This window comes from Bradyrhizobium sp. Kon58 (assembly GCF_055807455.1).
In genome coordinates this window covers 65,190-89,478 of sequence record NZ_JBVVOT010000027.1, presented here as the reverse complement: position 1 = coordinate 89,478, position 24,289 = coordinate 65,190, and the positions used below count along the sequence as shown (strand labels likewise).

Below are 24,289 nucleotides of genomic sequence, written 5' to 3'. Positions count from 1 at the left end.
CACGGGTTGATTTTCCAACTTCGGCTGTACCCCACCCCTCCCTGCAAGTCGCGCTGGACGGTGACTTTCTGTTGCAGTTTGCGCGGTGCCGCGCGGACTAGCTGCGATATCTCTGTCACGGCGTGATTGCCTGTGCCGGTGCCAGATGAAGAGGAGCTTGCGCGGAAACTCCAGCCGCGTCTTAAGAACCTCCGACATCGCCCGGCCCATCCACCGGCACGATTTCAAAGGTCACCGCCTCGCCGTCCGCATTGATGTTGTGGTTTTGCTGGACTGGCTTCCCTTCGAGGGCTTCTCGGTAAGCCTGTGCGGCCTTCCAGTCCTTCATCGCCTCGGCCGCCCATTTGGCGACCATAAGCTCCTGAACGGTCATATCGGCGAGCTGGGTACTATCGAGAGGATGGAGCTGGTTTCTAATCACCACGTCCAGCATCTCACGCATCAAGGTGCTGGTGTTCTTGCTACGTTTTGGACGCCCAGCGGGGTTACCGGACTCGCCTTTCTGAACTGTGTATCGGGATTTGGAAATGGCATTAAGCCACCTGCAAATCACCTGTTGCTCTTTTGTGGATGGGGCCATGATAACACGGCGATTATCTCGGGTGAATCCGCTTCGTATTGAAGTCATTCATCCCCTTCGGTCGCGGATACCCGGTCACGTCGAAGATGCTTTCAAACAACTCGCCGAGAAATGCGTCTTCAGCCTCACGGGTGTTCTCCTGAAGCATCAGCTCCACCTCAACATCGTCCTCCATGAAGTGCCCATGCGTGTTCAGGGTGGCGCCGGAGCGAACCATGCGAAGACCCTTCACCTTGTGCACACCGCCGATGACCTTGTATGGCAGTTCGGCCTTGGCGACATCCCTCATGTATTCGAGCGCGAGGTTCAGGGTTTCAGCGAACACCCGCTCAGCTTCAAGGACGGTGTACCACTTGTCGTCGTCTCGATCGCCGTCCACAATGACTTCAGCATTGATGGCCCACACCTCGCCATTGGCGAAATACTGAGTGATGGCGTGAATATCGCGGGTGCTACCCCTGGGCGACACCACGGCGACACCGTATTCATTCGCCAGTGGATGCAGTTTCAGGTCGTTCGAGCCCGCCGCACCGTACTTGTACACGCTATCCATCATCACGCGCTGGGCCATCGGACGCACCAGGCGCTTCGTGGGGATGACCCGAAGATACAGCACCTTCTCAAAAGGCATTTTCAGGCTGCCACCCAGCTGCCGCGACGTGCCGATAACCTTTGTACGCTCGGCAAAGAACGGCGGTGCCCCCACCCAGGGCGTTTGCTTGAAGGTCGCATTCACCGGCTGGGGGTTGTCCAGGTATCCCCTTAGCGCCTCCACCAGCTTGGCGGCCAGCTTGGGCAGCTCCTGCTTGATTTCTTCCTTCGTCGCCTCCGGATGCAGCCGGTAGGTTATAGGCCAGCGCTTGTGCACGATGTCGAACGGCAGTTCCTCCCGTTTCCCATAGTGCAGGTTCATCACCGCGATGACGGCGGCGTCGCCGAGCTTGCCCATGGCGTAGCCGTATTCAATGGCCACGTTCGGATTGACCAGCTTGCGGGTGGGCAGCTCCCCCTCGCTGCCCTGGACGACGGGCGTGGCGCCGACAGGGGTGATGTCCGCCACAAACACCTTCGCGGCTGCGATTTTGTCCAGGATCGAGGCGGCGATGTCAGGCGAACCGGTCAACCCCTTCGTATCATGGTCAACCTCAAGGTCGGCTTTCCGGGATTCCTCGGGCGCCTCTGCGATCTCTCGGGTCGCCTTGATCTCATCAATCGCCGCCTCCAGTGCGGTCAGGATGAAATCCTTTGCGATGCGACGGGGGTGGTCAGACTGCCAAGCCCAAAAGACCTTCATGGATTCCTCAACAAAAAAGCGCCGGTGGTTCGGCGCTTATCATACCATAGCCGGGATGTGGCGGAAGATTTCGTCAGAAATCCAACGCTTTGGGAAATACCCCGAGGCGCACCAGCCACGCCTCCCGGCAAGGCAGTATCCGCAGTATAAGGATGGCGAGAACGTAGCGCATCAGCGGACCTTGCGCTTTGCGCCCTTGCTCTCCAGCCGCTTCAGCTCTGCCAGGAGCCGCCGGCACTCATTCCGACCATCGACAAAGGCGGATGCCTTGGTGTAGTCGCACGGCGGGATGACGTAACCAGCATCTCGCGCCATGTAGTCGGTGGTGACCCGCCGCTGCTGCAAGCTTCACATGCTTGATGACCGTGCTGCGGTTAAGGCCAGATTCCTTTGCGATGGTTGAGTAGCACGAGCAGCTCGTGGTCATTGCGGCGCCAGCTCTACGGGCACCGCCAGGAGATGCGCTGCTGCAGTTGGAAATCCGAATTCAGTTTGTGGAGTTGGGTTATGTCCAGTACGATCGAGATGATCGTGGACGGTTAGACGATAGTGCGGACCCAGTCCGGTTGAACAGCGAGATCGAGTTGTGTAGAGTTCTGACCTCAACTGGCCGGGGGGCCCAAGATGAAACGTATTTTGCAAGTCGCGGCGGTATTTGCTTTTTGCCTGTTTCCTGCCGCCGTCTTCGCTCAGCAGGGGCCCAGCGATCAGTTTGGGGTTGAAATCAAGAAGCTTGATTGGAAGGTAGGTCCCACGCAGGGCGATATCGCGAGCGTGGCTACCATTGGCGTTGCGAAAGATTCGCTGTTTCTCGGATCAGCAGGAAGTCGGAGGTTTCTGGAACTTAATGGGAATTTGGGCCACGATGGCAACTATACTTTTGCACCCAAAAGCCTGAGCTGGTTCGCCGTATTCAGCTATGATTCGTCCGGTTACGTCAAAGACGATGAGACCCTCGACCCGGATGAGCTCCTAAGCATCTTGAAGAAGACCAACGTCTCCGGGAACGAGGAGCGGAAGCGGCGCGGCTTACAAACTCTGTTGCTCGAAGACTGGTACGTCGTGCCTCACTATGACATCCAAACTAAGCGCCTGGAGTGGGCTACGAAGCTTCGGGAAGAATCTGGGGATGTCACCGTCAACTATACGATCCGATTGCTTGGACGGACTGGAGTAATGAACGCCGTCTTAGTGTCGAGTCCGTCCTCGCTAGACAACGACATCAGGACTTTCAAAACGTCGCTCTCCAACTTTTCGTTTAACCCCGGGCAGCGCTATTCGGAGTTTCGCAACGGTGACAAAATTGCAGAATACGGTCTTGCTGCCCTGATTGTTGGTGGGGCTGCGGCTGCCGCAGCGAAAACAGGTGCGTTCAAGGCCCTTGGAAAGTTTCTTGTGTTTGGCGTGTTCGGCGGGATCGCTGCTGTTTGGGCAGGTGTCCGCCGTTTTTTTGCCAGAAGACCGGCTTGAGCCGGAATGTTCGAAGACCTTGCTGCCTCAACGTTCGGCTTTTGGGTAGTTGCGTGGATTATCGTTTTGGCCGACTCGGCCTTTCTTTTGGAGCCGGGCAAGTTCATGTTCACGGTCCCACGTAGCTTGCGTCCCAAGCTCAGGTCAGCGTCGGTGCCATTTACGCTGAAGAACAAAGAGTTGATTTTCACAATCTGCTCCGTTCCGTTTCGTCTCTTCATCGTTTCAGGCGTCTCGGCTGCGGACCGTGGTGCGCGGGATACGTTGAAGATGCTGTCAACCACCTATAGGCGGGAGCGGCGTGCTCGCTCTCTTGCCGTAGTTGGCTCGGTTGCGTTGGCTTTCCTGATCGCAGGACCTGTGATGGCGGCTGTATGGGGAGTGCAGTTTTCGATCATCGCGTTCTTGCCTCCACTGTACGTATCAGGCATGGCGGCGTCCGTCCTGCTATGGATCGGACGAAAGAGTTTCGGTCTTTCAACGGGTGCAGCGCTAAAAATTTCGGCAGAGTTAGTTGTGTGTCCGGTGTGCGTAGTAAACGTTTTGAAGCGGATATCTTTGGCGCAGAGCTGGCACCCAAATACGTTTTCGGTGGCGCACCTATGCTCTTCGCCTAAGGAAGCTCTGAGCGCTATCAGCGAAAACTTGCAATTTCACGGAGAACAGGTCCATGGATTTGGGTTGGATTGAGTTCGCCGTTATCATTGGGTGTGGGCTGATCGGCTTCCTGCTAGTAAATGCGTTCCTCGAACGTCGCCGAGTAACCGAAGAGAGTTTAGAACGGAAAAGGTCGGAAGCTGAACCCGAGCAGTCAAAAGCAGAAAAAAAGGAGCCATCCGCACCCCAGCGGTTTTGGTGGGAAATATTGGGAGTTAGCCAAGATGCTTCGCCCGACGCCATTAAGACAGCATTCCGGAAGGAGATCGCGCGGTATCATCCTGATCGCGTCGAAGGCCTTGGCAGGGAGCTGCGCGAATTGGCTGAACAGAAGGCGAAGGAGATCAACTTGGCCTATTCCGCAGCGAAAACAGAGCGACGATTTACTTAGTCTGATGAAAGCGCCTGTCCGAACCCAAAATGTCGCCCGATGTCATCGGAGTATGGCTGGGGCGCGAGCCGCATCGCTCTGAGCGCTCCATGATCGGCACAGTCCTAGTGGTGCTGATGCTGGCGATGTCCGGGCACGGCTGTGCAGTGTCGGTGTAGAAGTAACACCGTGAGCCTTGCAATTGATCATGTGGGTGGAAGAGGTGCGGGAACGAACGTGTCGCTATTTGGCCCTGCCAGACTCACTGATGCTGGTTCCGAAGCCGGGCGGCTAAGTCGCGCTCTGCGAGCTGCGCGCGTGAGCGACCGCCGCAAGGCGAGCATGCCCTGCGCGCGACCGGCGGGCTTCATCGAATCGTTCTAAATGGAGAATGCAACAAGCTCGGCACCCGGGCCTGACGCCGAACACGGCGGTCGGAGGCCAGAGCTTGAGCTCCTCCGACCGGCAAATCGATTGTTGGTGACAAGGGGCACCACAGGTGAGGTGTGACCAAAGATAGCGCTGCATCTGCTTGCTGTTGGTCCGGAACCTGGGCCTTCCAAATATTCAACAGTTGAGACCATAAAAGGGGAAAAGGGGGGGCAGCATCACGATGGAAGAGGTGCGTGGGCAACTCAAGCCGAGCCCGCGTTCTCCTGGCGATAGGGCTCTTCTGCGTTGAAATTCCTACGAGCATGCTCGGCTTCTGATACCGCCACGTTAGCGCACTTGAATACGCCAACTCGGAACACTGTGTTCGTCCCAATTGGCGTAGCTGCTGTCAGGTCTATCATCCGGGTTAAAGCTTGGATCGGCAAACAGGCTCAGCTGGCGGCCAATTAACCATATGGACAAGGCAAGCGTCCTTTCTTGGCCGTTCACCTAAAAAGTGTAATAGATTTTTAACTATCGAAGATCGTTGCAAAAAGGGGGTTGCGTTGCAGCGTTGGCTGGCTCTCGTGGCCCTATTGATCAGCGTGCACGCCGCAGGCGCCGGAGAGGTGCACGGCGTCGCGCAAATTGTTGATGCGGACACTATCTACATCGGTAAGACCAAGATCCGCTTCAACGGTGTCGACGCCCCGGAAACGGAGCAGGTCTGCCTTGATGGGGCGGGCAAGACATGGACGTGCGGCATCGAAGCCCGTGAGCGCCTGCGATCCTTCAGTAAAGACCGCGAGTGGTCCTGCCAGCTGAGTGGCACCGACATTTACCGGCGGTCACTCGGTTCCTGCGCCATCGGCGGTGAGAATGTATCTCGATGGCTTGTTCAGAATGGCTGGGCTTTGGCGTTTCGCAAGTATTCTACAGAATTCGTCCCCGATGAAGACTCGGCGCGCCAAAATCAGCGCGGTCTTTGGGGCGGCGCGTTCATCGCGCCATGGGATTGGCGACATCGCAGCAGTTCGACAGTGATTTTTGGGGCGCTCTCCGTTCCTTCGACGGCACAACGAGCTCTGATCTCGAATATGGCGGCGGATACGCAACCGCCGGCGGGCAATTGTTTGATAAAAGGTAATTTGAGCAGTGTGCCGCGATGCATATATCACGTGCCGGGTGGCCGCTTTTACGAACGACTGAGCATGCAGCCGAGCTCTTCGCGCCGCTGGTTCTGCACCGAGACGGAAGCGCAGGCCGCTGGCTGCCGAAAATCGAAGCTTTAGTTGCGGATCACGATGGACCGTTCCCGAACCCGGCTTTCCCCAATCGCGCGGCTCTGGGCCTTGCTGAACAAGCCTCCGCACGACTATCGACCGGCCACAACCGTCTTCATCGATCTAAATGTCGACCGTGTGGCGGACGAACTAAAGCTCACCGAGCTCGGCAAGGAGCGTGGCGCACAGAACTGGCCGGCATCTGATGAACAGACCCTGGACCAAGTCGAACATCTGATTGTGGAGCGGATCGAGGCCCATAAGCAGGATTCCCACTCAGTCTACCAGGACCATCTACATACCTATGACGAAAGGATGACCTCGCTCAGCTTCGAGGAACGCTTCGCCGTCATCCAGCAGACCGCGCCGGAAGCCGTGGGCGATTTCGAAGCGGAAGCGACGATGGGACGCGACGAGCTGTTCGTCCATCGCCGCCGTCTCCATGAATCCGAGCTGGAACGCGAGGCGTTTCGCAAGCGGCATCGTCTGCAGCGGCCGGCACGGCTGGCAACCCCGGGAAAGATCATCCTGAAGGTCGGGCTTCTTGCGATCCTCTTTGTCATTGAGGTCGCAGTTAACGCCGGTTTCTTGGCCAAAGCCAACATGGGCGGCTATATCGGGGCGGCCATCCAGGCCACCACGTTTGCAGCATTGAACATCCTTGCGAGCTTCCTTTGGGGATTGGTCCTCATCAGGCCGATCTACCACCGCAATCTTCTGCTTAAGCTGATCGGAGCGATGTTTTTCGTCGGTTATCTAGGCTTCGCAGTTGCCCTGAACCTTACTCTTGCTCACCTGCGCGAGATGAAACCCAGCCTGGGTGGCGACGTGGGCCAGGAGGTGTTGCATCGCCTCCTGACCGCGCCCTTCGATCTGACCGATGTCAATTCGTGGGTGTTCATCAGCATCGGCCTGGTGTTCTCGCTTGTCGCAATGGCGGACGGTCTCACGTTTTTCGATCCCTACATCGGCTATGCCGGCCTGGAGCGACGCTGGAACGACGCCAGCAGGCAATTCACGGATCTCAAGAGCGATCTGATTGAGAGGCTCAGAGACATTCGGCAGGACGCCACCGAGGTCATGAACGAGGCCTCGGCCGATCTATCCAAACGGCGAACCGAATACGATTCCATTCTTCAGGGCCGCAGCCGGCTCAACCAGCGCTTCGTGCAGCAACAGAATCAGATCGAGACGGCGGGCCGAACTCTCCTCGGCCTGTACCGCGAGGCGAACCGCAAAGCTCGATCAACCCCAGCACCCGCCTCCTTCTCCAGGCCGTTCGTCCTCGAACGCATCGTGTATGCCAATGCCGAGCCCGACTCGACCGCCCGTGATCGGCTGCGCCAGATGATCGACGAAACCCAAGGCCTGTTGAAGGAGCAAATCAAAGCCATCAACGAGGCGTTCGAACGGGCGATGCGCTCGTACCGTGAGATCGATCAGTTCTTCCCGGAGAAGGATAGCAAGAGTGGCTAGACCCAGGCCCCGGCGGCGCGGCTCGCCCGGCATCGGCTGGGCAGGATACCTCGGCATCACACTCTTCCTAGTTGCGGTCTGTTGTGGCGCGGCACTTACATATTTCGCGTTCTTCACCGAGCGGCCGCCGACTGTCGTCCAAGAGACCCTTTGTCCGGTAGACGGACCACGCGGCGTGGCTGTCGTACTGATCGATACTTCCGATGACCTGCCTGACGCTACCCGCCGAGAGGTTCTCGGACTCCTTGAGGAGATCGTCACGACCCTGCCGCCCTACCACAAGCTCGATATCCGGGTTCTCGATGTTGCGGGCCTGCGCAGCCGCCCGCTTTTCGCCAAGTGTAATCCCGGCAATGGGACGGGTCTAAGCGAGTGGACCAACAACATCGAGGTGGCGCGTAAGCGCTGGATCGAGAGTTTTCGTAAGCCGGCATTGGAGGCAATCGATAAGAGTGTCACGCCGGCGCGGGCTACCGCTTCGCCGATCATGGGTGCAATCCAAGATATCGCGATCAGCGACTTTTCCGGCGGCGCCAGCCAAAACATGAAAAAGACCCTCTACGTCATCTCCGACATGATCGAGTCCACGAAGGACTACAGCCAATATCCCCGATCCGGCGACCTGTCCTATCAACGTTTCAGGCAATCCCCCGCCTATCTGAAGTATCGGACCGAGCTCCATGATGCGACAGTTTTCGTACGCCTAGTCAGCCGCCAACTGAACGGCAAGCCTGTTGTGGACGACACGCAGCTCATGGGCTTCTGGCGAGAATGGATCACGGACAATCGTGGCCTAGTCGGCAGCCTCAAGCGCCTGCAGGGAGCATAGCTGATGGCGGCCAGCAATAAAGATAGGCTCTTGCCGCCAGGATTGGTGAGTGGGTTGCTGTTCTTCGCGGTCGTGCTCGTCGGCAGCGGATATATCGTCTTTTCGAAATTTCACGACTTCGCTCCTGTGTTGGTTACGTCGGTTCCGGTCCTGATCATGGTCGGGTATGCGCTCGTCCTCGGCCTGGCCCGGCTCTTTCGTCTCAGGGACGACCAGTCCGGCGACAACCTGTACTACATGGGCTTCCTATTCACGCTGACCAGCCTAGGTGTGTCGCTCTATCAGTTCTCACCGGACAGCGGGTCCGAGCTGATCGTCAGGAATTTCGGCATCGCCATAGCTTCGACCATTGCCGGGGTCGCCCTGCGCATCTTCTTCAACCAGATGCGCCGAGATCCGATTGAAGTCGAGGCGACGGCCCGCCTGGAGCTTGCCGAGGCCTCCCGCAAAGTGAAAGTGGAGCTCGAAAGCACGATCCTTGAGTTCAGCTCCTTCCGCAGGATGACCCAGCAGTCCCTGGGAGATGCGCTCGACGAGCTGAAGGAAACTCTCGGTGAGACCCGGAAGGAACTTGCGGGCGAGATCAAGGACTTCGCCGTCACCGCGCGCCAACCACTTGAGGATGCTTCGAAGCGTTCCGGCGAAGCCCTCAATATGATGAACAGCCAGGCGACGCGAACGTTCGAAGCTATGTCCAAGCAGCTGGTTGAGCAAGGAGACCGGCTGACGAGAAGCACGACCACCATGATAAAGGCCATCGACGCCGTAGTCGGCAAGCTCGCATCGCTGCAGACCCCCGAGCAGATCATCGAGATCAAGCTCGCGCCGATGATCCAGGGCCTTTCCCGCGCGGTAAATTCATTCAACAAGAGCGCCGAGACACAGGCGAAGGCAATGGATGAGAACCTGCGGCAGACGCAAGCTCTCGCGGCTGCTCTGAACGAGCTGATGAACGAGATCCGCGCCGAAAATGCGGAACGGTTTGCTACGGGCCCTTGGGCAGGCCGCGGGCACAACACGTAGGTGGCGAGCATGTCAGTTGTGAACGGCCATATCGTCAGGCAGGACTCCTCGTACCGTCAGGGCCTGGTGCTCGGCCTGACGATGGCAGAGATCATGCTCCTTTTGGTCTTTTGCCTGCTTATCGCCATGGCAACCTTCATCTTGAAGGAGCAGGAGAAGCGCGCAGCTGCGGAAAAACGTGTGGAGCAGTTACTTGCCGACAATCAACGCAGCCAGGATCTGGTTCAGGTGCTCAGCAAGAACGAGGGCCTGGTCGAGAAGCTCAAGGCCATCGCGGGGGGCGATCCAAAGGCAATTGATCAATATTGGCGGGAATTGGTGGAAGGCCGCGCGACCGCCGACGAGTTGCAGAAGTCGGGCATGACGCTGAAGGAGCTCCGCGACCGTATTGAGCAGGTCAAGACACTCAATGCCAATGGCATCGACGTCGACAAGGCTGTCAATGACGCGAATGCGATTGCGGCAATCAACCGTGCGCTTACCAAACCAGGCGAGCCAACGCCATCAACACAGTCGATTATTGAGGCGCTTAATCGGACAGCCCCGGCCGGAGGAGCGGCCGGCCATCTGTGGCCGCCGATCATCAGCCTCAGCGAGGCCGACGGCAACTTCTTCAAGAGCGGGAGTGCCGAGCTTTCGCCACCGTTCCGCGACAGCCTTCTGACCAAAATACCGGCGAAGGTTCTGGAGTACATCAAACAATATGATGTGGACGTGCTCGAAGTTGTCGGTCACACCGATGAGCAGCCTTTAGGCCTGCATCAGTCCAACCTGGACCGGGATCTGCTCACGGTCTTAAAAGGAAAGACGGAGGTCGGAAAACTCATTCCAGCCGACAACGCCGGCCTGGGACTGGCTCGCGCAGTTTCGGTCGTGAGCGTTCTCAAGCAGAACGTCCAACTTGCGAACTACAAGATTATTCCGCTCTCGGGCGCGCAGCTCGTAAATACGGATGAGACGCTCGCAATCGAGGGGATAGCAGCGAACATTCCGGAGCGGCGCCGGATCGAGATCCGGCTTCGGAAGTCGAGCGCCCATGAGGCCACTGCGACCACTGCGCCGCCCGCTCCTGCTCGCGCATCTGGCGTTCGGCCTCGTGCACCGCTCGCTCCAGCTAGTCCGCGTCCGGCGGTAGCTCCTGTACCCATATCCCTGTTGCCTCGGCAACCGTCCCCGGCGCCCAAATCGGCGGCGTCGCCTGTGATCCGATCAGCGCCGGTTTCTCCCGCGCCCGCGCATTGAACGGCTAATCTGCATGGTAAGCGGGCCTCACGCACTCCGGAGGACATGGAGGCGCCTCGGCTTTACGGAAAGGAAGCAGTGCAAAGTGCACTTGTCTTGGCCGATTCGGATCAAGCCTGGAAGAGGGGCAAGCGTTGTCCCGGCTTTGTAGGTCCGCTGGTGCTGGTTCCGGGCGATGCATGCCCGGGCGAGGCTGTGCAGGCGTCGAGCGCGTCAGCGACCGCCGCAAGCCCAGCAAACCGTGCGCTACCCAGCGGACTTCATTCCATCGGTAATGTCTAGAACTGGAGAGTGCAGCAAGTTACATGCGACGGACCCGGTCAGACTGAGGCCTAGGAGGCGCTCGAAGGCAGCGACGCCTCTCAGGCATGGCTAACTGAGGAGCTTCGGGGGTCTCACATTGCTGCTCCCTTCGGCGAGAGTGCATCTGAGTCTGCGGACGAAGGATCGCACCGCAGACTTGGTCGGGAGCGGGCATCGAGATCAGGGCTACCTGGTGAAGTTCTCAAGAGTTTGGTGATGAGGCCACCTCGCGGGGCGGAGCGAAGCTAGACGCGTGTTCGCGTAAACGGATGTTCTGGGGGGTAGAACTTAAGGGACGATGCTCGCGAGTGCGCCGTCCAGTACGTTCGCTCTTGAAAGCCAGGAGTGGCGACAATAACGGCGAAATCGAACAGTTTCTCGCCAGCCAGTAACCGAGAAGGGAAGCCCAATTCAAGGGGAATAGCAGCGAGACCGGGGGAGAACTCCTTGAAGATCGGCATCCGCGGAGGTTGGTACGCAAAACGGACAAACTGTAATTGAATTCCCCGACCATCGTCCCTGTTGCCAATGGTGGTGTAGTCTCCGAAGCGAAGTATCGTCAGGCCTGAATCTATTCCTATATCAACCATTGCGTACTCCGCGGGCTGATCTGAAAGGTTCCTGGCGACAGGACGAAGCTCTATTGGCTTTGAGGTTTCCTCGCCCCGGTCAAATTCGATTTTGACTGTTGTCTTTAGTCCCTTAAACGCGAGCCTTATCTGTAGGTTTGGAGTCGTCGCTCGCCTCATCACGTCTTTGATTTCGTAATCTTCCATCGCTACCGACCGAAGGTCGAAACGCTTGTAATATCGTTTGTCTGGCGCTTGGTGCGGGCCGGTCTGGCTTGAAGGCACCGTCACCACAAAAACGGAACCACCGTTTCGATTGTCGAGCTGAGCAGTGCGAATGTTGCTTATGCGCGGCTGAATTCTTGAGTTGAGAGTTTGCTCTATCCATTCGCGGGTGATCTTTGGGTCGGTTACGCCCGGATCAGTCGCTGTAGGCTTGCGCGTCAACTTATCTTCAGCGACGCCGTAAATAAGCTGTCCACCTGCCGAGTTAGCGAAGGCGGACACATCCTTGCACATTTCATTGATCTGCTTGTCGTCTCGCGCCAGCGCCGGCGAGGCCTTGTAGTCGAGGGTTAATCCTTCTTCGATGCCGTCCGCGACAAGCTTCTGGATGTGAGAATATTCGGTCAGTTTGAGGAAGTCATCGGCCATCGGAGAGCCCTTGTCGGCAAAACAGTTGAACGAACAGAAGCTATCGGCGCTGACGTTTAGGAAAGGAGAAACGCCAGCCGCCCTTCCTGGCGAATAGCGGGCCGGTCAGAGTATCGCGCTGCTGCCTACCGACCGGGCGCCAATTCAATGATCCGCAAAATTCAGGTTAACCGTTTCGGGGTACCCTACCCGAAATATCGAGAGTAGTAGGCGTTTCCCCACTATGCATTGTAGGCCGGGATTCCCCACTACGGATTTCGTCGTTTCGGTGTGGGTTTTCCACACTGAAAGAAGCTGAATTCCCACCCTGGGCTTTTTGTTTCCGTGATGCCGCCCGCGCAGCTTTCGCAATCGACGCCGCCGCTTCGATGCTCTCGATACGCTTCCATTCGTGCGTCCCGTCGCCGCGTTGCCCGTCGATATGGCGGTACGTCAGACGGAACAAATTCGGCTTACGCCACTCTGCATTTCCGGCTCGACCAGGGCGGGTGATTTCAAGGAAACCGAGAGCGACGAGTTCACGAATAGCTGGTGAAATGGATTGGCGATCAATCCCGAACGCTTCAAATTGATCGTATGTGACGGGCAGCTTTCCATTGTCGGTTCCCCCATGATGGGCAAACTCGATTTCCATCCTATCAAGCACTCGTCTCGCGGAAAGGCTCAGTACTGCAAACGCAGGCGATTCAAGCATCTTGATGAGACGGGGCGCAAATTGGCCGCCGATCTGGGTTCGCCGGGCTCTCATCAAGCGTTCTCAGCTAGCAGCGACATCGCGGCAGACGCGTCCGCCGTCGTTCGCAGCATCATCAGACAACTCTCCCCCGCCAACCGCAAAAAGCGCACGAGCGCCCTCAGTAGGCCCGGCAGCGCCCTCATGAGGCCGCCACCAACGCTTCGATTACGCTGACCTTGCTTCGCAGAATGTAGCGTGCATGGCGGCCCGGGAACGTGCCACTATGGCTCTCCCAGGCGGTCTCGATGCGCACGCCCAGCTTGCGCAGATCATGAATGTAGGCCCCCCAACGCGGGGCGGGCGCCTCGACGTAGCTGCACCCTTTGTTGCGAGCATCTATTAACTTCGTGAGTGCCCACGCGTTACGCCCGCGAATGATCAAGGGACAGCCGTCAACGCGCGCATTGAGAGTAAAGATCATCGATTAGCGATCTCCCGTTGGAAAACCGGCGTTCTCGGCGATCATCGCTGCGGTGGCCCGGGATACTCGGCACCGACGGGAAACCCAAGCAACATGGTGCGCTTGAGATGATCCTTCCTGTTCAGCAGCCCACTCAAACAAATCGGGGTGCTGGAAACGGCGAGGAAGATGGCGTAGCCTCATGTAGATAACTCCTGTGGAGGGGTTCTCAGAAAGTGCCCGGCCTCCGTGTTCCAGACGGGGGCCGGGCGTTTTTCGTCATGCGGCGGGGGGAAGTGAGGCAAGAAATGCGCGTAGATCGTCGATCAAGACAACAGTACGCGAGCCGAACTTTTTAGCTCTTAGTTGGCCTTCAGCGATTGCCGCGAAAATTTTAGTCCGGCCAAAGTTTGTCGCGTTGCAGACCTCGCTTATGGATAGGGCCTCACGAGAAATCGGTTCGTATGCTTCCTTTCGCATCCTTTCCTCTCTGTTCACGGGCGGTTGCGTAAGACCAAGAGGATGCGGATGCTCGACCGACAAAGGAAGCGGGCCTGTCTAGTTTCGTCGGGTTCTTTTATGTGACGGCGCGCGGGCCGTCTCCAATGTGAGCTCTTGAGCGCCATCCCAAACCTGAGGCTGGTCTAGTGGGCCGAGCTTGGGAGTATTTAGCCGAGCTTGTTGCCGCTTACAGGCTTCCCGGTACCTCGCCGTCACGGTGTCCGGATGGTTTAGCCACTTCCAATCCTTCAACTTGAGCAGTCGCCGAGCTGCTGCCGTGAGTCCCTTCGTTTTCAGCAGGAGCGCTTCAAATTCAGAAATGAGAGCCTCATCAAGCGCGTCCGTCCATTTCTTACTACCCTTGCGCTGAGATGCGTCCATCTGAACCGTCACCATGCCGGGCACGTGGGCATGGGCCAGAGCCAAAGCGAGTCGTCGCCAGCGTTTCGGATCAGCCGCGTCGATTGAGTACCAGCGAAATAGCAGTACAAGCATCTGTTCCTGATGCTCCTTTATCCGTACGTGCGTGTCTGGATCAATTGGAAGTCCTTTGAGGAACCCGGACCAAATGACAGGCACCACAAGGGGCTTACCGAGAGGACCTTTATACAAGGTCTTACCCCCTTCACCCCGTTTTCGGTTCGATCCGGCAGCCATCGCGTACACCTCCGCGATGCACCCAGCATGTGCGCGGAAACCGAGGTGCGATCGGCTTGTCGGATGGCCGTCCTATCCGCGCAGGATCAATGTCACCTAAGGAGCGATCATGCTCAAGTCTGTAAATCGCGCGCGATGTCAGACCAGCCGTTGATGTGAGCCCAGTGCAATGTTTTTAAGTGAGTAAGCCGGGGGTGTACCCGGAACTTGTGGAGCACCCGAAGAATTAAAAGCGCAGGATTGCACGACATCATCAAAGTTACAGACAGGGCTGTTGGAAATTCGCGGCAAATGGCATCTATGGCTTGCAGATCGCCGCCCGACTTCAATTTGAATCCTCCTCCAGATTGCGTATTGTCATCATAAATGAACTCTAAAGATGCATTCGATGGATGAGTGATACTGCACAGCCTCTGATAATAGAGGAGCGCGTTCGGTAGGGCATGTTTGATGAGATCAATATATGCCGCGTTGTCTTTAGCTTTCAGGACATTTACTTCGCCCTTTTTTGTTCTCATCCATTTCGCGAAGACGAAATGATCAAGAGTGTTCTCGAGCTCGCTGTAGTCGTGCACTTCATAAGATGCGGTGCCCGAAAGGCCTCTGCTGATGACCCGGTGGTGCCTTGCAAGAGCGAACGGAATAGCCAGCAGCCCGTCAACAATGTCACCGGCACTTTCTAAGAGGCCGCGAGCTGAGGCCGCCCAACCCATAAAGTTCTCCGCTTCATACATAAGGCAAGCCGCATCCGCCCAGCGTTTTGTTCGCAGGAGGGCAGCCGTCGCCGCCATATGCGCCTTGTCAATTAGTTCGGCCGCGAGAATGTAGTTCATATCTGATGGCTTAAATTTCGGAGAGCTCTTCAGCTCCTCGAACGTATCATCACGCATGAAGTGATATTCGTGCCCCATTGCGGTAGGCACGATCTCCTGAATTGTTTGCAAAAAGTACGCCGATTCCTTGAAAAGCGTGGCCTGCGAAGGTTTCAAGGCTCCTAGCATGGGGATTCAGGTCCTTAGTTGAACGATTTTGGCGCTCTGCTTGGGCTCGCAATAACCGGCCCACGCTTCCATCAGCTTGCGCCGCTTCTCCAGTGCGTCACTTCGGCGGTACGCCTGCTCCGCCTTGTCCCCAATGACATGCGCCAGTGCCGTTTCGATAAGTTCGCGCGGGAAACTGGAGACATTGCCTGCCCAATCGCGGAAGCTAGAGCGGAAGCCGTGGACGGTGGCGTTGTCAATCTGCATGCGCCGCAGCATCATTTCCATCGCCATATTGGACAGCTGCTTGTTGCGCGCCTGACCGGGAAAGACCAAATCGCCCGCCCTGAGCTTTTCAAGCTGCCGCAGGATTGCAACGGCTCGTGAGGACAGAGGGACACGATGCTCCCGGCCTGCCTTCATCCGTTCGGCCGGCACCGTCCAGATTTTCTTATCAAATTCGATCTCCGGCCACCGCATCCCAAGGATTTCTCCGGAGCGAGCGGCGGTCAGGATGCACAGTTCCAGTGCGAGCGCGGCGCTGGCTTCTCGCTGCCTCAGATCGGCAACAAAGCCGGCAACATCCTCATAGGGCATCGCCGCATGATGGCCGCGCGCCAGCTTGGATGGCTTCGGCAACAGGTGGTCCAGATGGCCGCGCCAGCGGGCGGGGTTCTCGCCATCCCGGAAGCCCCTGGCCTTGGCGGCGTCCAGAACCTTCTCAATGCGCCCGCGCACCCGTGCAGCGGTTTCGGCCTTCGTGATCCAGATCGGCTTTAGGACGGCCAGCACGTCGTCGGTGGTGATGGTGTCCACCGGCTTGGTCCGCAACGGGGCTGCATAGGTCTCCAGCGTCGATTTCCATTGTGCCTTGTGCTTCTCGTTGCGGAAGCCGGTCGAAAGCGCCTCCCTCACGTCATCGGCCAAATCGCCGAAGTTAGGAATGCCACCGTCGCGCTTGCGTTCTTCGATGGGGTTGAGCCCTTCGCCAATCCTCCGCCGCGCGTTGGCGGCCTTTTCGCGGGCATCGGCGAGCGGAACGCTGGCTGCGCTACCCAAGCCCATCTCCTTGGCCCTGCCGCGCCATGTGAAGCGTAGAACCCATTTCCGAGCACCGGTTTTCGAGACAATCAGATAGAGGTTTCCACCGTCGCTATATTTGCCCGGCTTGGCTGTTTCGACTTTGCGCGCGGTGAGCTTGCTGGCCATGCCCCGTCCTCATCCGGTCCCCAACTCAGTCCCCAAAAATAGCACGGCTTTGGGCGAACGGATATAGACGCTGTCGGGCAAGTACGGATACCGGTGCTTTAATCCAGGAGTTTTGACAATCAGTGCTGGATCGTGGCGAACGTCAAAGGCCAACAGTTAGTCGGACACTCTCTCCGCCAGCAGCCCCGTCCGGCCAATCCACACCTCCCGTCCCTCGCGCCCGTTCGCGACACCCTTCCATCGGTGTCGCTGCCGCCATGGCGATGCGGCTGCAGGCAGATGCTCTAGTTTGTCGCTGTCCAAACAGCCGCGTCAAAAGCTAGTCGCGATGCGGAAATCTTGGCGCTAGTTCGCTACGTCATTCAATCAACATGTGGGTCATGGGAAGACCCAAAGGTGCATGAGCGCCTCTCCCGCGCCGTCGGCCGCGACAACGCGGCATGCAGAAACGCGCCTGTACACGATCATGGAACCTCCATAACTTCCGCGGCGCAATTCAGGAGATGCGACGTGGCGAAGAAGACGGCGACCAGGAAGAGAAGTGCTGCGAAGAAAGCGGCGAAGACCTCCAGCAAGAAAAGCGCCGTGCGCAAGGGCAAGGTTGCGAAGGCTGCAACGAAGCCGCTGAAGAAGGCCGCGCCGCGCAAATCGTCGGCACCGCGCCGCCCAAAGGGTCCGGCCTGGCAGTGGTCGGCGGTCGAGACCGCGGCCGCAATCCGCTCCGGCGCCATCTCCGCGGTCGAGACCGTCGAGGCGCATCTGGAGCGGATGCGGGCCGTCAATCCGAGGCTGAACGCCGTCGTCGTCGATCTCTCGGAGGAAGCGCTGGCTGCGGCGCATGCGGCCGACAAGCGGCGCGCCAAGGGCGGCGAACTCGGCCTTCTGCACGGCGTACCGATCACGATCAAAGAGAATGTCGACTACGAGGGCCGTCCGAATTTCAACGGCGTTCCCGCCAACAAGGATCTCATCGCGCCGTCGGATTCGCCCGTGGTGCGCAACCTGAAGAAGGCCGGCGCGATCGTCATCGGCCTCACCAACACGCCGGAATTCTCATTCCGCGGCTTCACTGACAATCCCCTGCACGGGCTGACGCTCAATCCCTGGGATCCGGATATCACTTGCGGCGGCTCCTCGGGCGGTGCGGGTTCGGCGGTCGCCGCGGGCATCGGCACCATCGCGCACGGCAACGACATCGGCGGCTCGCTGCGCTGGCCGGCGCATTGCAACGGCGTTGTGACCATCAAGCCGACGCAGGGACGTATTCCCGCGTTCAATGCAAGCGCAACGGCCGAGCGGCCGATGCTCGCGCATTTGATGTCGGCGCAGGGGCCGCTCGCCCGCCACGTCGCCGACGTCAGGCTCGCGCTGGAGGTGATGAGCCAGCGCGATCCGCGCGATCCCTGGTGGGTGCCGGCGCCGCTGGTGGGGCCGAAGCCGAAGGGGCCGATCAAGGTCGCACTCGCCAGGATTCCTGAAGACATGGACGTCGATCCGTCCGTCGCGGCGACGTTGCGTCAGGCCGCCGATCATCTGGAGCGTTCCGGCTATCGCGTCAGCGAGGTCGACGTGCCCGACATCGACGGCGTCTGGCAGACCTGGTGCGACATCATCACCAACGAGACGATGGTGTTGCAGGAAGCCGGCATGCTGAAGGTGACGTCCGAAGACTTCCACAAGGCGTGGGGCGGCATGAAAGCGAAGGCCAATTTGCTCGACCTCAAGGCCTGGATGCAGGCGACCGCCGCGCGCAACGGCCATATCCGCGCTTGGCAATTGTTCTTCGAGGAGTATCCGGTGGTGCTGGCACCGACCACGGTGAAGCCGATTCCGGGGCCGCGCGAGGACACCGTCAGCCCCGAGCGCGTGCGCGAGATCTTCTGGGGCGAGATCCGCTTCATCTCCGCGATCAACGTGCTGGGCCTGCCCGGCGCCGTGGTGCCGGTGACGGTGCACGATGGCAAGCCGATCGGCGTGCAGCTCATCGCCGGGCGCTATCGCGAGGACCTCGCGCTCGATGCGGCGGCCGCGATCGAGAAGCGCGCCGGCGTGCTCGCCCATCGACTGTGGGAACAGATGGACTGATAGGGAGCGGAGGGTGTTTCCCTCTCCCCTTGTGAGAGAGGGTGGCTCGCCGAGCAGCGGCGAGACGGGTGGGGGGTCTCTCTCCGCTAACGCAAGCTTGGCCGTATGGATAGAGACCCCTCATCCGGCGCTTCGCGCCACCTTCTCCCACAAGGGGAGAAGGGAGTGCAGCGTGGTCGCTGCCGCCAACCGCAAAACTTCATTCATCCAATTTGACTCGAATTTTAGCCAATTCCCCAACAACCATTAGGGTTACTTCCTCGATCTCTAGACGAATTATTGTCCGCTTTACCACCCGCCTCTAACAGAGGGACGGCGGACAACGCACATGCCTCATACAGGCCAATAAGTGCGGCCCGCTCCACGCGGAGGTGGCACGATGCGCAACGAGACGATCGCTATTCACGCCGGCTACGAGCCCGAAGCCACCACGCACGCGGTTGCCGTGCCGATCTACCAGACCGCGGCCTACGCCTTCGACAGCGCCGATCACGGCGCGGCGCTCTTCAATCTCGAGGCCGAAGGCTATCGCTACAGCCGCATCGCCAATCCGACCAGCGCGGTGCTGGAAAAACGTATCGCGGAGCTCGAGGGCGGCGTCGGCGCGCTTGCGGTCGCCACCGGGCAGGCCGCGCTGCATTTCGCCTTCGTCAATGTCGCCGATCACGGCGGCAACATCGTTTCCGTGCCGCAGCTCTACGGCACCACGCATACCTTGCTCTCGCACATTCTGCCGCGGCAGGGCATCACCGGCCGCTTCGCCGAGAGCGACAAGCCCGAGGCGATCGAAAAGCTGATCGACGAGAACACCCGTGCCGTGTTCGCCGAAACCATCGGCAATCCCGCCGGCAATGTCTGCGACATCGAAGCGCTGGCGAAGATTGCCCATGCGCATGGCGTGCCGCTGATCGTCGACAATACCGTTGCAACGCCCATCCTGCTCAAGCCGTTCGACTACGGCGCCGACATCGCCGTGCATTCGCTGACCAAGTTTCTGGGCGGCCACGGCACCACGCTCGGCGGCGCCATCGTCGACTCCGGAAATTTCCCCTGGGCCAAGCACGCCGACCGCTTCCCGGGCTACAACAAGCCGGATGCCTCCTATCACGGCCTCGTCTATGCCGAGCGCTTCGGCCGCACGGCCTATATCGAGCGCGCGCGCAGCATCTATCAGCGCACCATGGGTTCGGTGCTGTCGCCGTTCAACGCCTTCCTGCTGCTCCAGGGCATCGAGACCGTCGCGCTGCGCATGGAGCGCCACTGCGAGAATGCCCGCAAGGTCGCCGAGTTCCTGCGCAAGGATCCTCGCGTGGCCTGGGTCAACTACACCGGCTTCCCGGACAGTCCCTATTATCCGCTGGTGCAGAAATATCTCGATGGCAACGCCTCGTCGCTGTTCACCTTCGGCATCAAGGGCGGCATGGAAGCCGGCAAGTCCTTCTACGATGCGTTGAAGCTGATCACGCGCCTCGTCAATATCGGCGATGCCAAGTCGCTGGCCTGCCATCCGGCCTCGACCACGCACCGGCAGATGTCGGCGGAGCAGCAGCGGGTCGCCGGCGTTTTGCCGGAAACGATTCGCTTGTCGATCGGCATCGAGCATTGCCAGGATATCATCGAGGACCTCGATCAGGCATTGGAAAAGGCCTGCCCGTCCGCGCGCCTGCAGGCCGCGGAGTAGGCGGCAGCGCCGATGACGATCCTGATCGACAGGGATCAAGCCATATCGAGCCCGGCGCTGGTGCCGCGAGCGGGCGATCTGGCGCGCGATCACGGTGGCACCGAGCTCACCATCGGCTTGATCAACAACATGCCGGATCCGGCGCTGAAGGCGACCGAGCGGCAGTTCATGAAGCTGCTGCAAGCCGCTGCAGGTCCGCGCCGTATCCGCTTTCACTGCTTCTCGCTGCCCTCGGTGAAACGTTCGCCGGAAGCGAAATGGCATGTCGAGAGCGAATATTCGGAGCTCACCGAGCTCGGGCGCCGCAAGTTCGACGGCTTGATCGTGACCGGCGCCGAGCCGATCGCGCCCGAGCTCGATCAGGAACCGTACTGGCGCGATCTCACCGAGCTGATCGACTGGGCCAAGGTCAACACGCGCTCGACGATCTGGTCGTGCCTCGCTGCGCATGCCGCAGTGCTGCATCTCGACCGCATCGAACGGCGGCCGCTCGCCACCAAATGTCACGGTATTTTCGACTGCGAAGCCCTGACCAGCGATCCGCTGACGCGGGCCGCGCCTGCGCCCCTCAAGGTCTCGCATTCGCGTCTCAACGAGATCGCCGAGAGCGATCTCGCGCAGGCGGGCTACCAGGTGCTGACGCGTTCGGCAGAGGCCGGCGTCGATATCTTCGTCCGGCAATATGCCAGCCGCTTCGTGTTCTTCCAGGGCCATCCGGAATATGACGCGCTGTCGCTTCAGCGCGAATATCTGCGCGACATCGGCCGTTATCTCGCGCGTGAGCGCGACCATTATCCGCACCTTCCCGTGAGCTATTTTGACGCTGCGACGGAAGAGAAGCTGGTCCGCTTCGAGAAACAGGCAAGGCACCAGCGCCACCCCGCGCTCAGTAACGAACTGCCGGCGCTGAATTTGCGTGCCGATATCGCCGCGGGCAGCGCCGCGGCGGCCTTGTTCCGGAATTGGCTGCAATATCTCGGCGCGGGGACCGACGCGTCGGTGCTTGCGCGTTAGGTCAGGACGACGGGATCGACGTTAGGACTAACGAAGTGTGAAGCTTGCCTCGAGCCGCGCACGAATGCTTCAGTGAGGGGCGGGGCAGACAGGAAATGCGAGTCGTGTGGTCGGCACTCCAGGGACGCGTGAGCAATCGGCTGGCCCGGCATTTCCGCGCCGCGCCGCACCGGCTGCCCGCGCATGCGCCCATGGTGAGCTTCACCTTCGACGATGCCCCCGATAGCGCCGCAGGCGAGGGCGCCGGGCTTCTGGAGCAGCATGACGGTCGCGGTACCTTCTATCTCGCCGGCAGCCTGGTCGATCGTCCCTCGGACCATTGGCACGGCCTGTCGAACGACGCGATTGTGCGGCTTCACCAAGCCGGGCACGAGATTGCCTGCCACACTTTCTCGCACCTGAGTGCGGTCAATCTCGACGAGGCCGCCATGGCCCGCGAGATCGAGCGAAACCGCAGCCATTTTCGCGGCATCGATTCCTCGATCACGCTGGAAAATTTCGCTTACCCCTATGGCATTGCGTCGGTGTGGCGCAAGCCGCAGCTCGCCAAGACCTTCCGCTCGGCGCGCGGCATCCTTCCCGGCGTCAATCGCGACGTCATCGACCTCCAGTTCCTGCGCGCCTCGCCCCTGGTCGATCGCGAGATCAATACGACGGGTGTCGATCGCTATTTCGACGAGGCGGTCGAGAGCGGCGGATGGCTGATCTTCTACGGTCATGACGTCGCCGACGCGCCGAGCCCGTATGGCTGCACGCCGCACCTGATGCGCCATGCGCTGCAGGCCGCCGGGAAGCGCGACATGCCGATCGTCACGGTCGCGGAAGCGCTGCGAAGGATCGGGGCGTAAGAAAGCTTTCTTCCCAAAGGGGAGAGGGGAAGACTCGCGTCTCGCTCCGCAAACAGTCTTGCCACGCCTGCGCGGTCATGCGACTGGCCTTGTGACGAATCTCACGGCCTCAGCCCGACATGCCCATGTCCTCTCCTTCCACCGCTCCGCTGCCTGCGCCGGCCCAGGGCCGCGATGCGCTGTCGGTGCTGCGTTCGGTGTTCGGCCTGCCCGGGTTCCGCGGCGCGCAGGGCGAGATCATCCGGCACGTTACCGAGGGCGGCAATTGCCTGGTGTTGATGCCGACCGGCGGCGGCAAGTCGCTGTGCTATCAATTGCCGGCGCTGCTGCGCGAAGGCTGCGGTGTCGTGGTTTCGCCCTTGATTGCGCTGATGCGCGACCAGGTCGCCGCGATGCTCGAAGCAGGCGTCAACGCCGCCGCGCTGAACTCGTCGCTGACCCCGCAGGAAGCCTCCGACATCGAGCGGCGCCTGATCGCGGGTGATCTCGACCTGCTCTATGTCGCGCCGGAACGGCTGGTGACGCCGCGCTGCCTGGCGCTGCTTGCGCGGGCGAAGGTGGCGCTGTTCGCGATCGACGAGGCGCATTGCGTCTCGCAATGGGGCCATGATTTCCGTCCCGAATATGTCGGCCTGTCCATCATCGCCGAGCGCTTTCCCGACGTTCCTCGCATCGCGCTGACCGCGACTGCCGACGAATTGACCCGCAAGGAGATCGTCGATCGGCTTGCGCTTGCAGACAGTCCGCACTTCGTCTCCAGCTTCGATCGTCCCAACATCCGTTACGAGATCGTCGACAAGCGCAACGCGGTGTCGCAGCTCAAGGATTTCATCCGGGAGCGTCACGCGGGCGATGCGGGCGTCGTCTATTGCCTGTCCCGCAAACGGGTCGAGGAGGTCGCCGCCGCGCTCGACGACGCCGGCATTGCCGCGTTGCCTTATCACGCCGGGCTCGACGGCAGCGTGCGCTCGCGCAACCAGGACCGCTTCCTCAACGAGGACGGCATCGTCATCGTCGCGACCATTGCCTTCGGCATGGGCATCGACAAGCCGGACGTGCGCTTCGTCGCGCATCTCGATCTGCCCAAGAGCATCGAGGCCTATTACCAGGAGACAGGACGCGCCGGCCGCGACGGCAAGCCGTCGGCGGCCTGGATGGCGTACGGTCTCTCGGACATCGTGCAGCAGCGCCGCATGATCGACGAGTCGAGCGGCTCCGAGGAATTCAAGCGGGTCTCGATCGGCAAGCTCGATGCGCTCGTTGGCCTTGCCGAAACGCCGCACTGCCGGCGTCGGCGGCTGCTCGCCTATTTCGGCGAGATCGTGATGGGTGATGGCTGCGGCAATTGCGACAATTGCCTGACGCCGCCGAAAATGCGCGACGGCAAGGTGCTGGCGCAAAAACTGCTATCCTGTGCCTATCGCACCGGGCAGCGCTTCGGCGCGATGCATCTCATCGACGTGCTGATCGGACGCCTGACCGAGAAGGTGACGCAGTTCGGCCACGACAAGCTCACCGTTTTCGGCATCGGACGCGAGCTCAACGAGAAGCAGTGGCGTACGGTGTTGCGACAGCTCGTGGCGATGGGACATTTGCTGAGTGACAGCGAAGCTTTCGGCGCGTTGAAGCTGACGGATTCGTCGCGCGGCGTGCTGCGGGGCGAAACTGAAGTGTGGCTGCGCGAGGAAGCGCCCGGCGCCCGGATCCGTTCGAGCCGCGCCAAGTCCCGCCGCGGTGATCTGGCGCCGGCGGCCGATGCGCCGCAGGGCGATGTCGATCCTGAATTGCGCGCGCGGCTACGCGCGTGGCGCTCGGACATTGCCCGCGAACGTGGCGTGCCGGCCTACGTCGTGCTGCACGACGCCACCATCGACGGCATCGTTCGCGCATGGCCGACCACGCTGGACGAGCTGCGCAATGTGCCCGGCATCGGCGACAAGAAGCTCGAGCATTACGGCGACGAGCTGCTGCAGATTGTCAGGACGCGGTAGGGGCTCGGTTCGTAGCCCGGATGGAGCGCAGCGCAATCCGGGGCAGTTTCGCGGTATTATACGCT

22 protein-coding genes are annotated in these 24,289 nt (G+C 59.9%); 13 read left to right on the top strand and 9 right to left on the bottom strand.

Features of this window, described 5'->3' with window-relative positions; all coding sequences use genetic code 11:
* Positions 1 to 181: 181 nt before the first annotated feature.
* The 3 genes from AC0L20_RS31225 to AC0L20_RS31215 all read right to left on the bottom strand — a co-directional run bounded on the left by AC0L20_RS31225 (position 182) and on the right by AC0L20_RS31215 (position 2,219).
* Positions 182 to 580, bottom strand: a complete 399-nt coding sequence (locus AC0L20_RS31225; RefSeq protein ID WP_473294415.1) for a DUF5681 domain-containing protein — start codon at positions 578 to 580, stop codon at positions 182 to 184.
* Positions 581 to 593: 13 nt separating this feature from the next.
* Positions 594 to 1,874, bottom strand: a complete 1,281-nt coding sequence (locus AC0L20_RS31220) for a hypothetical protein (protein WP_473294413.1) — start codon at positions 1,872 to 1,874, stop codon at positions 594 to 596.
* A 171-nt stretch (positions 1,875 to 2,045) separates the two neighbouring features.
* Positions 2,046 to 2,219, bottom strand: a complete 174-nt coding sequence (locus AC0L20_RS31215; protein WP_473294412.1) for a hypothetical protein — start codon at positions 2,217 to 2,219, stop codon at positions 2,046 to 2,048.
* A gap of 279 nt (positions 2,220 to 2,498) precedes the next feature.
* Between AC0L20_RS31215 and AC0L20_RS31210 the strand changes: the two genes are divergently transcribed.
* The 8 genes from AC0L20_RS31210 (at position 2,499) to AC0L20_RS31175 (ending at position 10,596) form a co-directional block, all read left to right on the top strand.
* The gene (locus tag AC0L20_RS31210; RefSeq protein WP_473294411.1) at positions 2,499 to 3,344 is read left to right on the top strand and encodes a DUF2167 domain-containing protein; all 846 of its coding nucleotides are present in this window, start codon (positions 2,499 to 2,501) and stop codon (positions 3,342 to 3,344) included.
* A 6-nt stretch (positions 3,345 to 3,350) separates the two neighbouring features.
* Entirely contained in the window at positions 3,351 to 4,034 is a 684-nt protein-coding gene (locus AC0L20_RS31205) for a hypothetical protein (RefSeq protein ID WP_473294410.1), read from the top strand.
* Positions 4,015 to 4,392: a J domain-containing protein gene (locus AC0L20_RS31200; protein WP_473294409.1), complete on the top strand. Its 378-nt coding sequence runs from the start codon at positions 4,015 to 4,017 to the stop codon at positions 4,390 to 4,392. Before AC0L20_RS31205 ends, AC0L20_RS31200 begins: the two co-directional genes overlap by 20 nt.
* A gap of 917 nt (positions 4,393 to 5,309) precedes the next feature.
* Positions 5,310 to 6,035, top strand: coding sequence for a thermonuclease family protein (locus AC0L20_RS31195; protein ID WP_473294407.1), 726 nt, complete (start codon positions 5,310 to 5,312; stop codon positions 6,033 to 6,035).
* On the top strand, positions 6,036 to 7,502 hold the full coding sequence (locus AC0L20_RS31190) for a hypothetical protein (RefSeq protein ID WP_473294406.1): 1,467 nt from the start codon (positions 6,036 to 6,038) through the stop codon (positions 7,500 to 7,502).
* 175 nt (positions 7,503 to 7,677) lie between these two features.
* Positions 7,678 to 8,331, top strand: coding sequence for a hypothetical protein (locus AC0L20_RS31185; protein WP_473294405.1), 654 nt, complete (start codon positions 7,678 to 7,680; stop codon positions 8,329 to 8,331).
* Positions 8,332 to 8,334: 3 nt separating this feature from the next.
* On the top strand, positions 8,335 to 9,354 hold the full coding sequence (locus AC0L20_RS31180) for a hypothetical protein (RefSeq protein ID WP_473294404.1): 1,020 nt from the start codon (positions 8,335 to 8,337) through the stop codon (positions 9,352 to 9,354).
* A 9-nt stretch (positions 9,355 to 9,363) separates the two neighbouring features.
* A complete protein-coding gene (locus tag AC0L20_RS31175; protein WP_473294402.1) occupies positions 9,364 to 10,596 on the top strand; it encodes an OmpA family protein in 1,233 nt (410 codons plus the stop codon).
* A 548-nt stretch (positions 10,597 to 11,144) separates the two neighbouring features.
* On the opposite strand, the gene AC0L20_RS31170 is transcribed toward AC0L20_RS31175, so the two are convergent.
* From AC0L20_RS31170 to AC0L20_RS31145, 6 genes are all read right to left on the bottom strand, one after another.
* Positions 11,145 to 12,122 (bottom strand): AlbA family DNA-binding domain-containing protein, encoded by a 978-nt coding sequence (locus tag AC0L20_RS31170; RefSeq protein ID WP_473294401.1) that lies wholly within the window; start codon positions 12,120 to 12,122, stop codon positions 11,145 to 11,147.
* A gap of 166 nt (positions 12,123 to 12,288) precedes the next feature.
* Positions 12,289 to 12,756, bottom strand: coding sequence for a hypothetical protein (locus tag AC0L20_RS31165; protein WP_473294400.1), 468 nt, complete (start codon positions 12,754 to 12,756; stop codon positions 12,289 to 12,291).
* Positions 12,757 to 12,997: 241 nt separating this feature from the next.
* A complete protein-coding gene (locus AC0L20_RS31160; protein ID WP_473294399.1) occupies positions 12,998 to 13,279 on the bottom strand; it encodes a winged helix domain-containing protein in 282 nt (93 codons plus the stop codon).
* Positions 13,280 to 13,816: 537 nt separating this feature from the next.
* Positions 13,817 to 14,416, bottom strand: a complete 600-nt coding sequence (locus AC0L20_RS31155) for a hypothetical protein (protein WP_473294398.1) — start codon at positions 14,414 to 14,416, stop codon at positions 13,817 to 13,819.
* 113 nt (positions 14,417 to 14,529) lie between these two features.
* Positions 14,530 to 15,405, bottom strand: a complete 876-nt coding sequence (locus AC0L20_RS31150) for a hypothetical protein (protein WP_473294397.1) — start codon at positions 15,403 to 15,405, stop codon at positions 14,530 to 14,532.
* An 18-nt stretch (positions 15,406 to 15,423) separates the two neighbouring features.
* Entirely contained in the window at positions 15,424 to 16,605 is a 1,182-nt protein-coding gene (locus AC0L20_RS31145; RefSeq protein ID WP_473294396.1) for a tyrosine-type recombinase/integrase, read from the bottom strand.
* Between the two features lie 510 nt (positions 16,606 to 17,115).
* On the opposite strand from AC0L20_RS31145, the gene AC0L20_RS31140 reads away from it, so the two are divergent.
* The 5 genes from AC0L20_RS31140 to recQ all read left to right on the top strand — a co-directional run bounded on the left by AC0L20_RS31140 (position 17,116) and on the right by recQ (position 24,224).
* Positions 17,116 to 18,690 (top strand): amidase family protein, encoded by a 1,575-nt coding sequence (locus AC0L20_RS31140; protein ID WP_473294395.1) that lies wholly within the window; start codon positions 17,116 to 17,118, stop codon positions 18,688 to 18,690.
* Positions 18,691 to 19,069: 379 nt separating this feature from the next.
* Positions 19,070 to 20,371 carry an O-acetylhomoserine aminocarboxypropyltransferase/cysteine synthase family protein gene (locus AC0L20_RS31135; protein WP_473294394.1) on the top strand — a complete coding sequence of 434 codons (1,302 nt, stop codon included), beginning with the start codon at positions 19,070 to 19,072 and terminating at the stop codon, positions 20,369 to 20,371.
* Between the two features lie 12 nt (positions 20,372 to 20,383).
* Positions 20,384 to 21,385: a homoserine O-succinyltransferase MetA gene (gene metA, locus AC0L20_RS31130; RefSeq protein ID WP_473294393.1), complete on the top strand. Its 1,002-nt coding sequence runs from the start codon at positions 20,384 to 20,386 to the stop codon at positions 21,383 to 21,385.
* 104 nt (positions 21,386 to 21,489) lie between these two features.
* Positions 21,490 to 22,233 (top strand): polysaccharide deacetylase family protein, encoded by a 744-nt coding sequence (locus AC0L20_RS31125; protein ID WP_473294392.1) that lies wholly within the window; start codon positions 21,490 to 21,492, stop codon positions 22,231 to 22,233.
* A 125-nt stretch (positions 22,234 to 22,358) separates the two neighbouring features.
* Complete coding sequence (gene recQ / locus AC0L20_RS31120; RefSeq protein WP_473294391.1) at positions 22,359 to 24,224, top strand: DNA helicase RecQ; 1,866 nt, start codon at positions 22,359 to 22,361, stop codon at positions 24,222 to 24,224.
* Positions 24,225 to 24,289 lie beyond the last annotated feature (65 nt).

What these genes read in the sequence shown, in the direction of transcription:
- AC0L20_RS31225 (WP_473294415.1), bottom strand. Translation starts at nt 580, where the DNA reads ATGGCCCCATCCACAAAAGAGCAACAGGTGATTTGCAGGTGGCTTAAT.
- AC0L20_RS31220 (WP_473294413.1), bottom strand. Translation starts at nt 1,874, where the DNA reads ATGAAGGTCTTTTGGGCTTGGCAGTCTGACCACCCCCGTCGCATCGCA.
- AC0L20_RS31210 (WP_473294411.1), top strand. Translation starts at nt 2,499, where the DNA reads ATGAAACGTATTTTGCAAGTCGCGGCGGTATTTGCTTTTTGCCTGTTT.
- AC0L20_RS31205 (WP_473294410.1), top strand. Translation starts at nt 3,351, where the DNA reads ATGTTCGAAGACCTTGCTGCCTCAACGTTCGGCTTTTGGGTAGTTGCG.
- AC0L20_RS31200 (WP_473294409.1), top strand. Translation starts at nt 4,015, where the DNA reads ATGGATTTGGGTTGGATTGAGTTCGCCGTTATCATTGGGTGTGGGCTG.
- AC0L20_RS31180 (WP_473294404.1), top strand. Translation starts at nt 8,335, where the DNA reads ATGGCGGCCAGCAATAAAGATAGGCTCTTGCCGCCAGGATTGGTGAGT.
- AC0L20_RS31175 (WP_473294402.1), top strand. Translation starts at nt 9,364, where the DNA reads ATGTCAGTTGTGAACGGCCATATCGTCAGGCAGGACTCCTCGTACCGT.
- AC0L20_RS31170 (WP_473294401.1), bottom strand. Translation starts at nt 12,122, where the DNA reads ATGGCCGATGACTTCCTCAAACTGACCGAATATTCTCACATCCAGAAG.
- AC0L20_RS31165 (WP_473294400.1), bottom strand. Translation starts at nt 12,756, where the DNA reads ATGGAAATCGAGTTTGCCCATCATGGGGGAACCGACAATGGAAAGCTG.
- AC0L20_RS31160 (WP_473294399.1), bottom strand. Translation starts at nt 13,279, where the DNA reads ATGATCTTTACTCTCAATGCGCGCGTTGACGGCTGTCCCTTGATCATT.
- AC0L20_RS31155 (WP_473294398.1), bottom strand. Translation starts at nt 14,416, where the DNA reads ATGGCTGCCGGATCGAACCGAAAACGGGGTGAAGGGGGTAAGACCTTG.
- AC0L20_RS31145 (WP_473294396.1), bottom strand. Translation starts at nt 16,605, where the DNA reads ATGGCCAGCAAGCTCACCGCGCGCAAAGTCGAAACAGCCAAGCCGGGC.
- AC0L20_RS31135 (WP_473294394.1), top strand. Translation starts at nt 19,070, where the DNA reads ATGCGCAACGAGACGATCGCTATTCACGCCGGCTACGAGCCCGAAGCC.
- metA (WP_473294393.1), top strand. Translation starts at nt 20,384, where the DNA reads ATGACGATCCTGATCGACAGGGATCAAGCCATATCGAGCCCGGCGCTG.
- recQ (WP_473294391.1), top strand. Translation starts at nt 22,359, where the DNA reads ATGTCCTCTCCTTCCACCGCTCCGCTGCCTGCGCCGGCCCAGGGCCGC.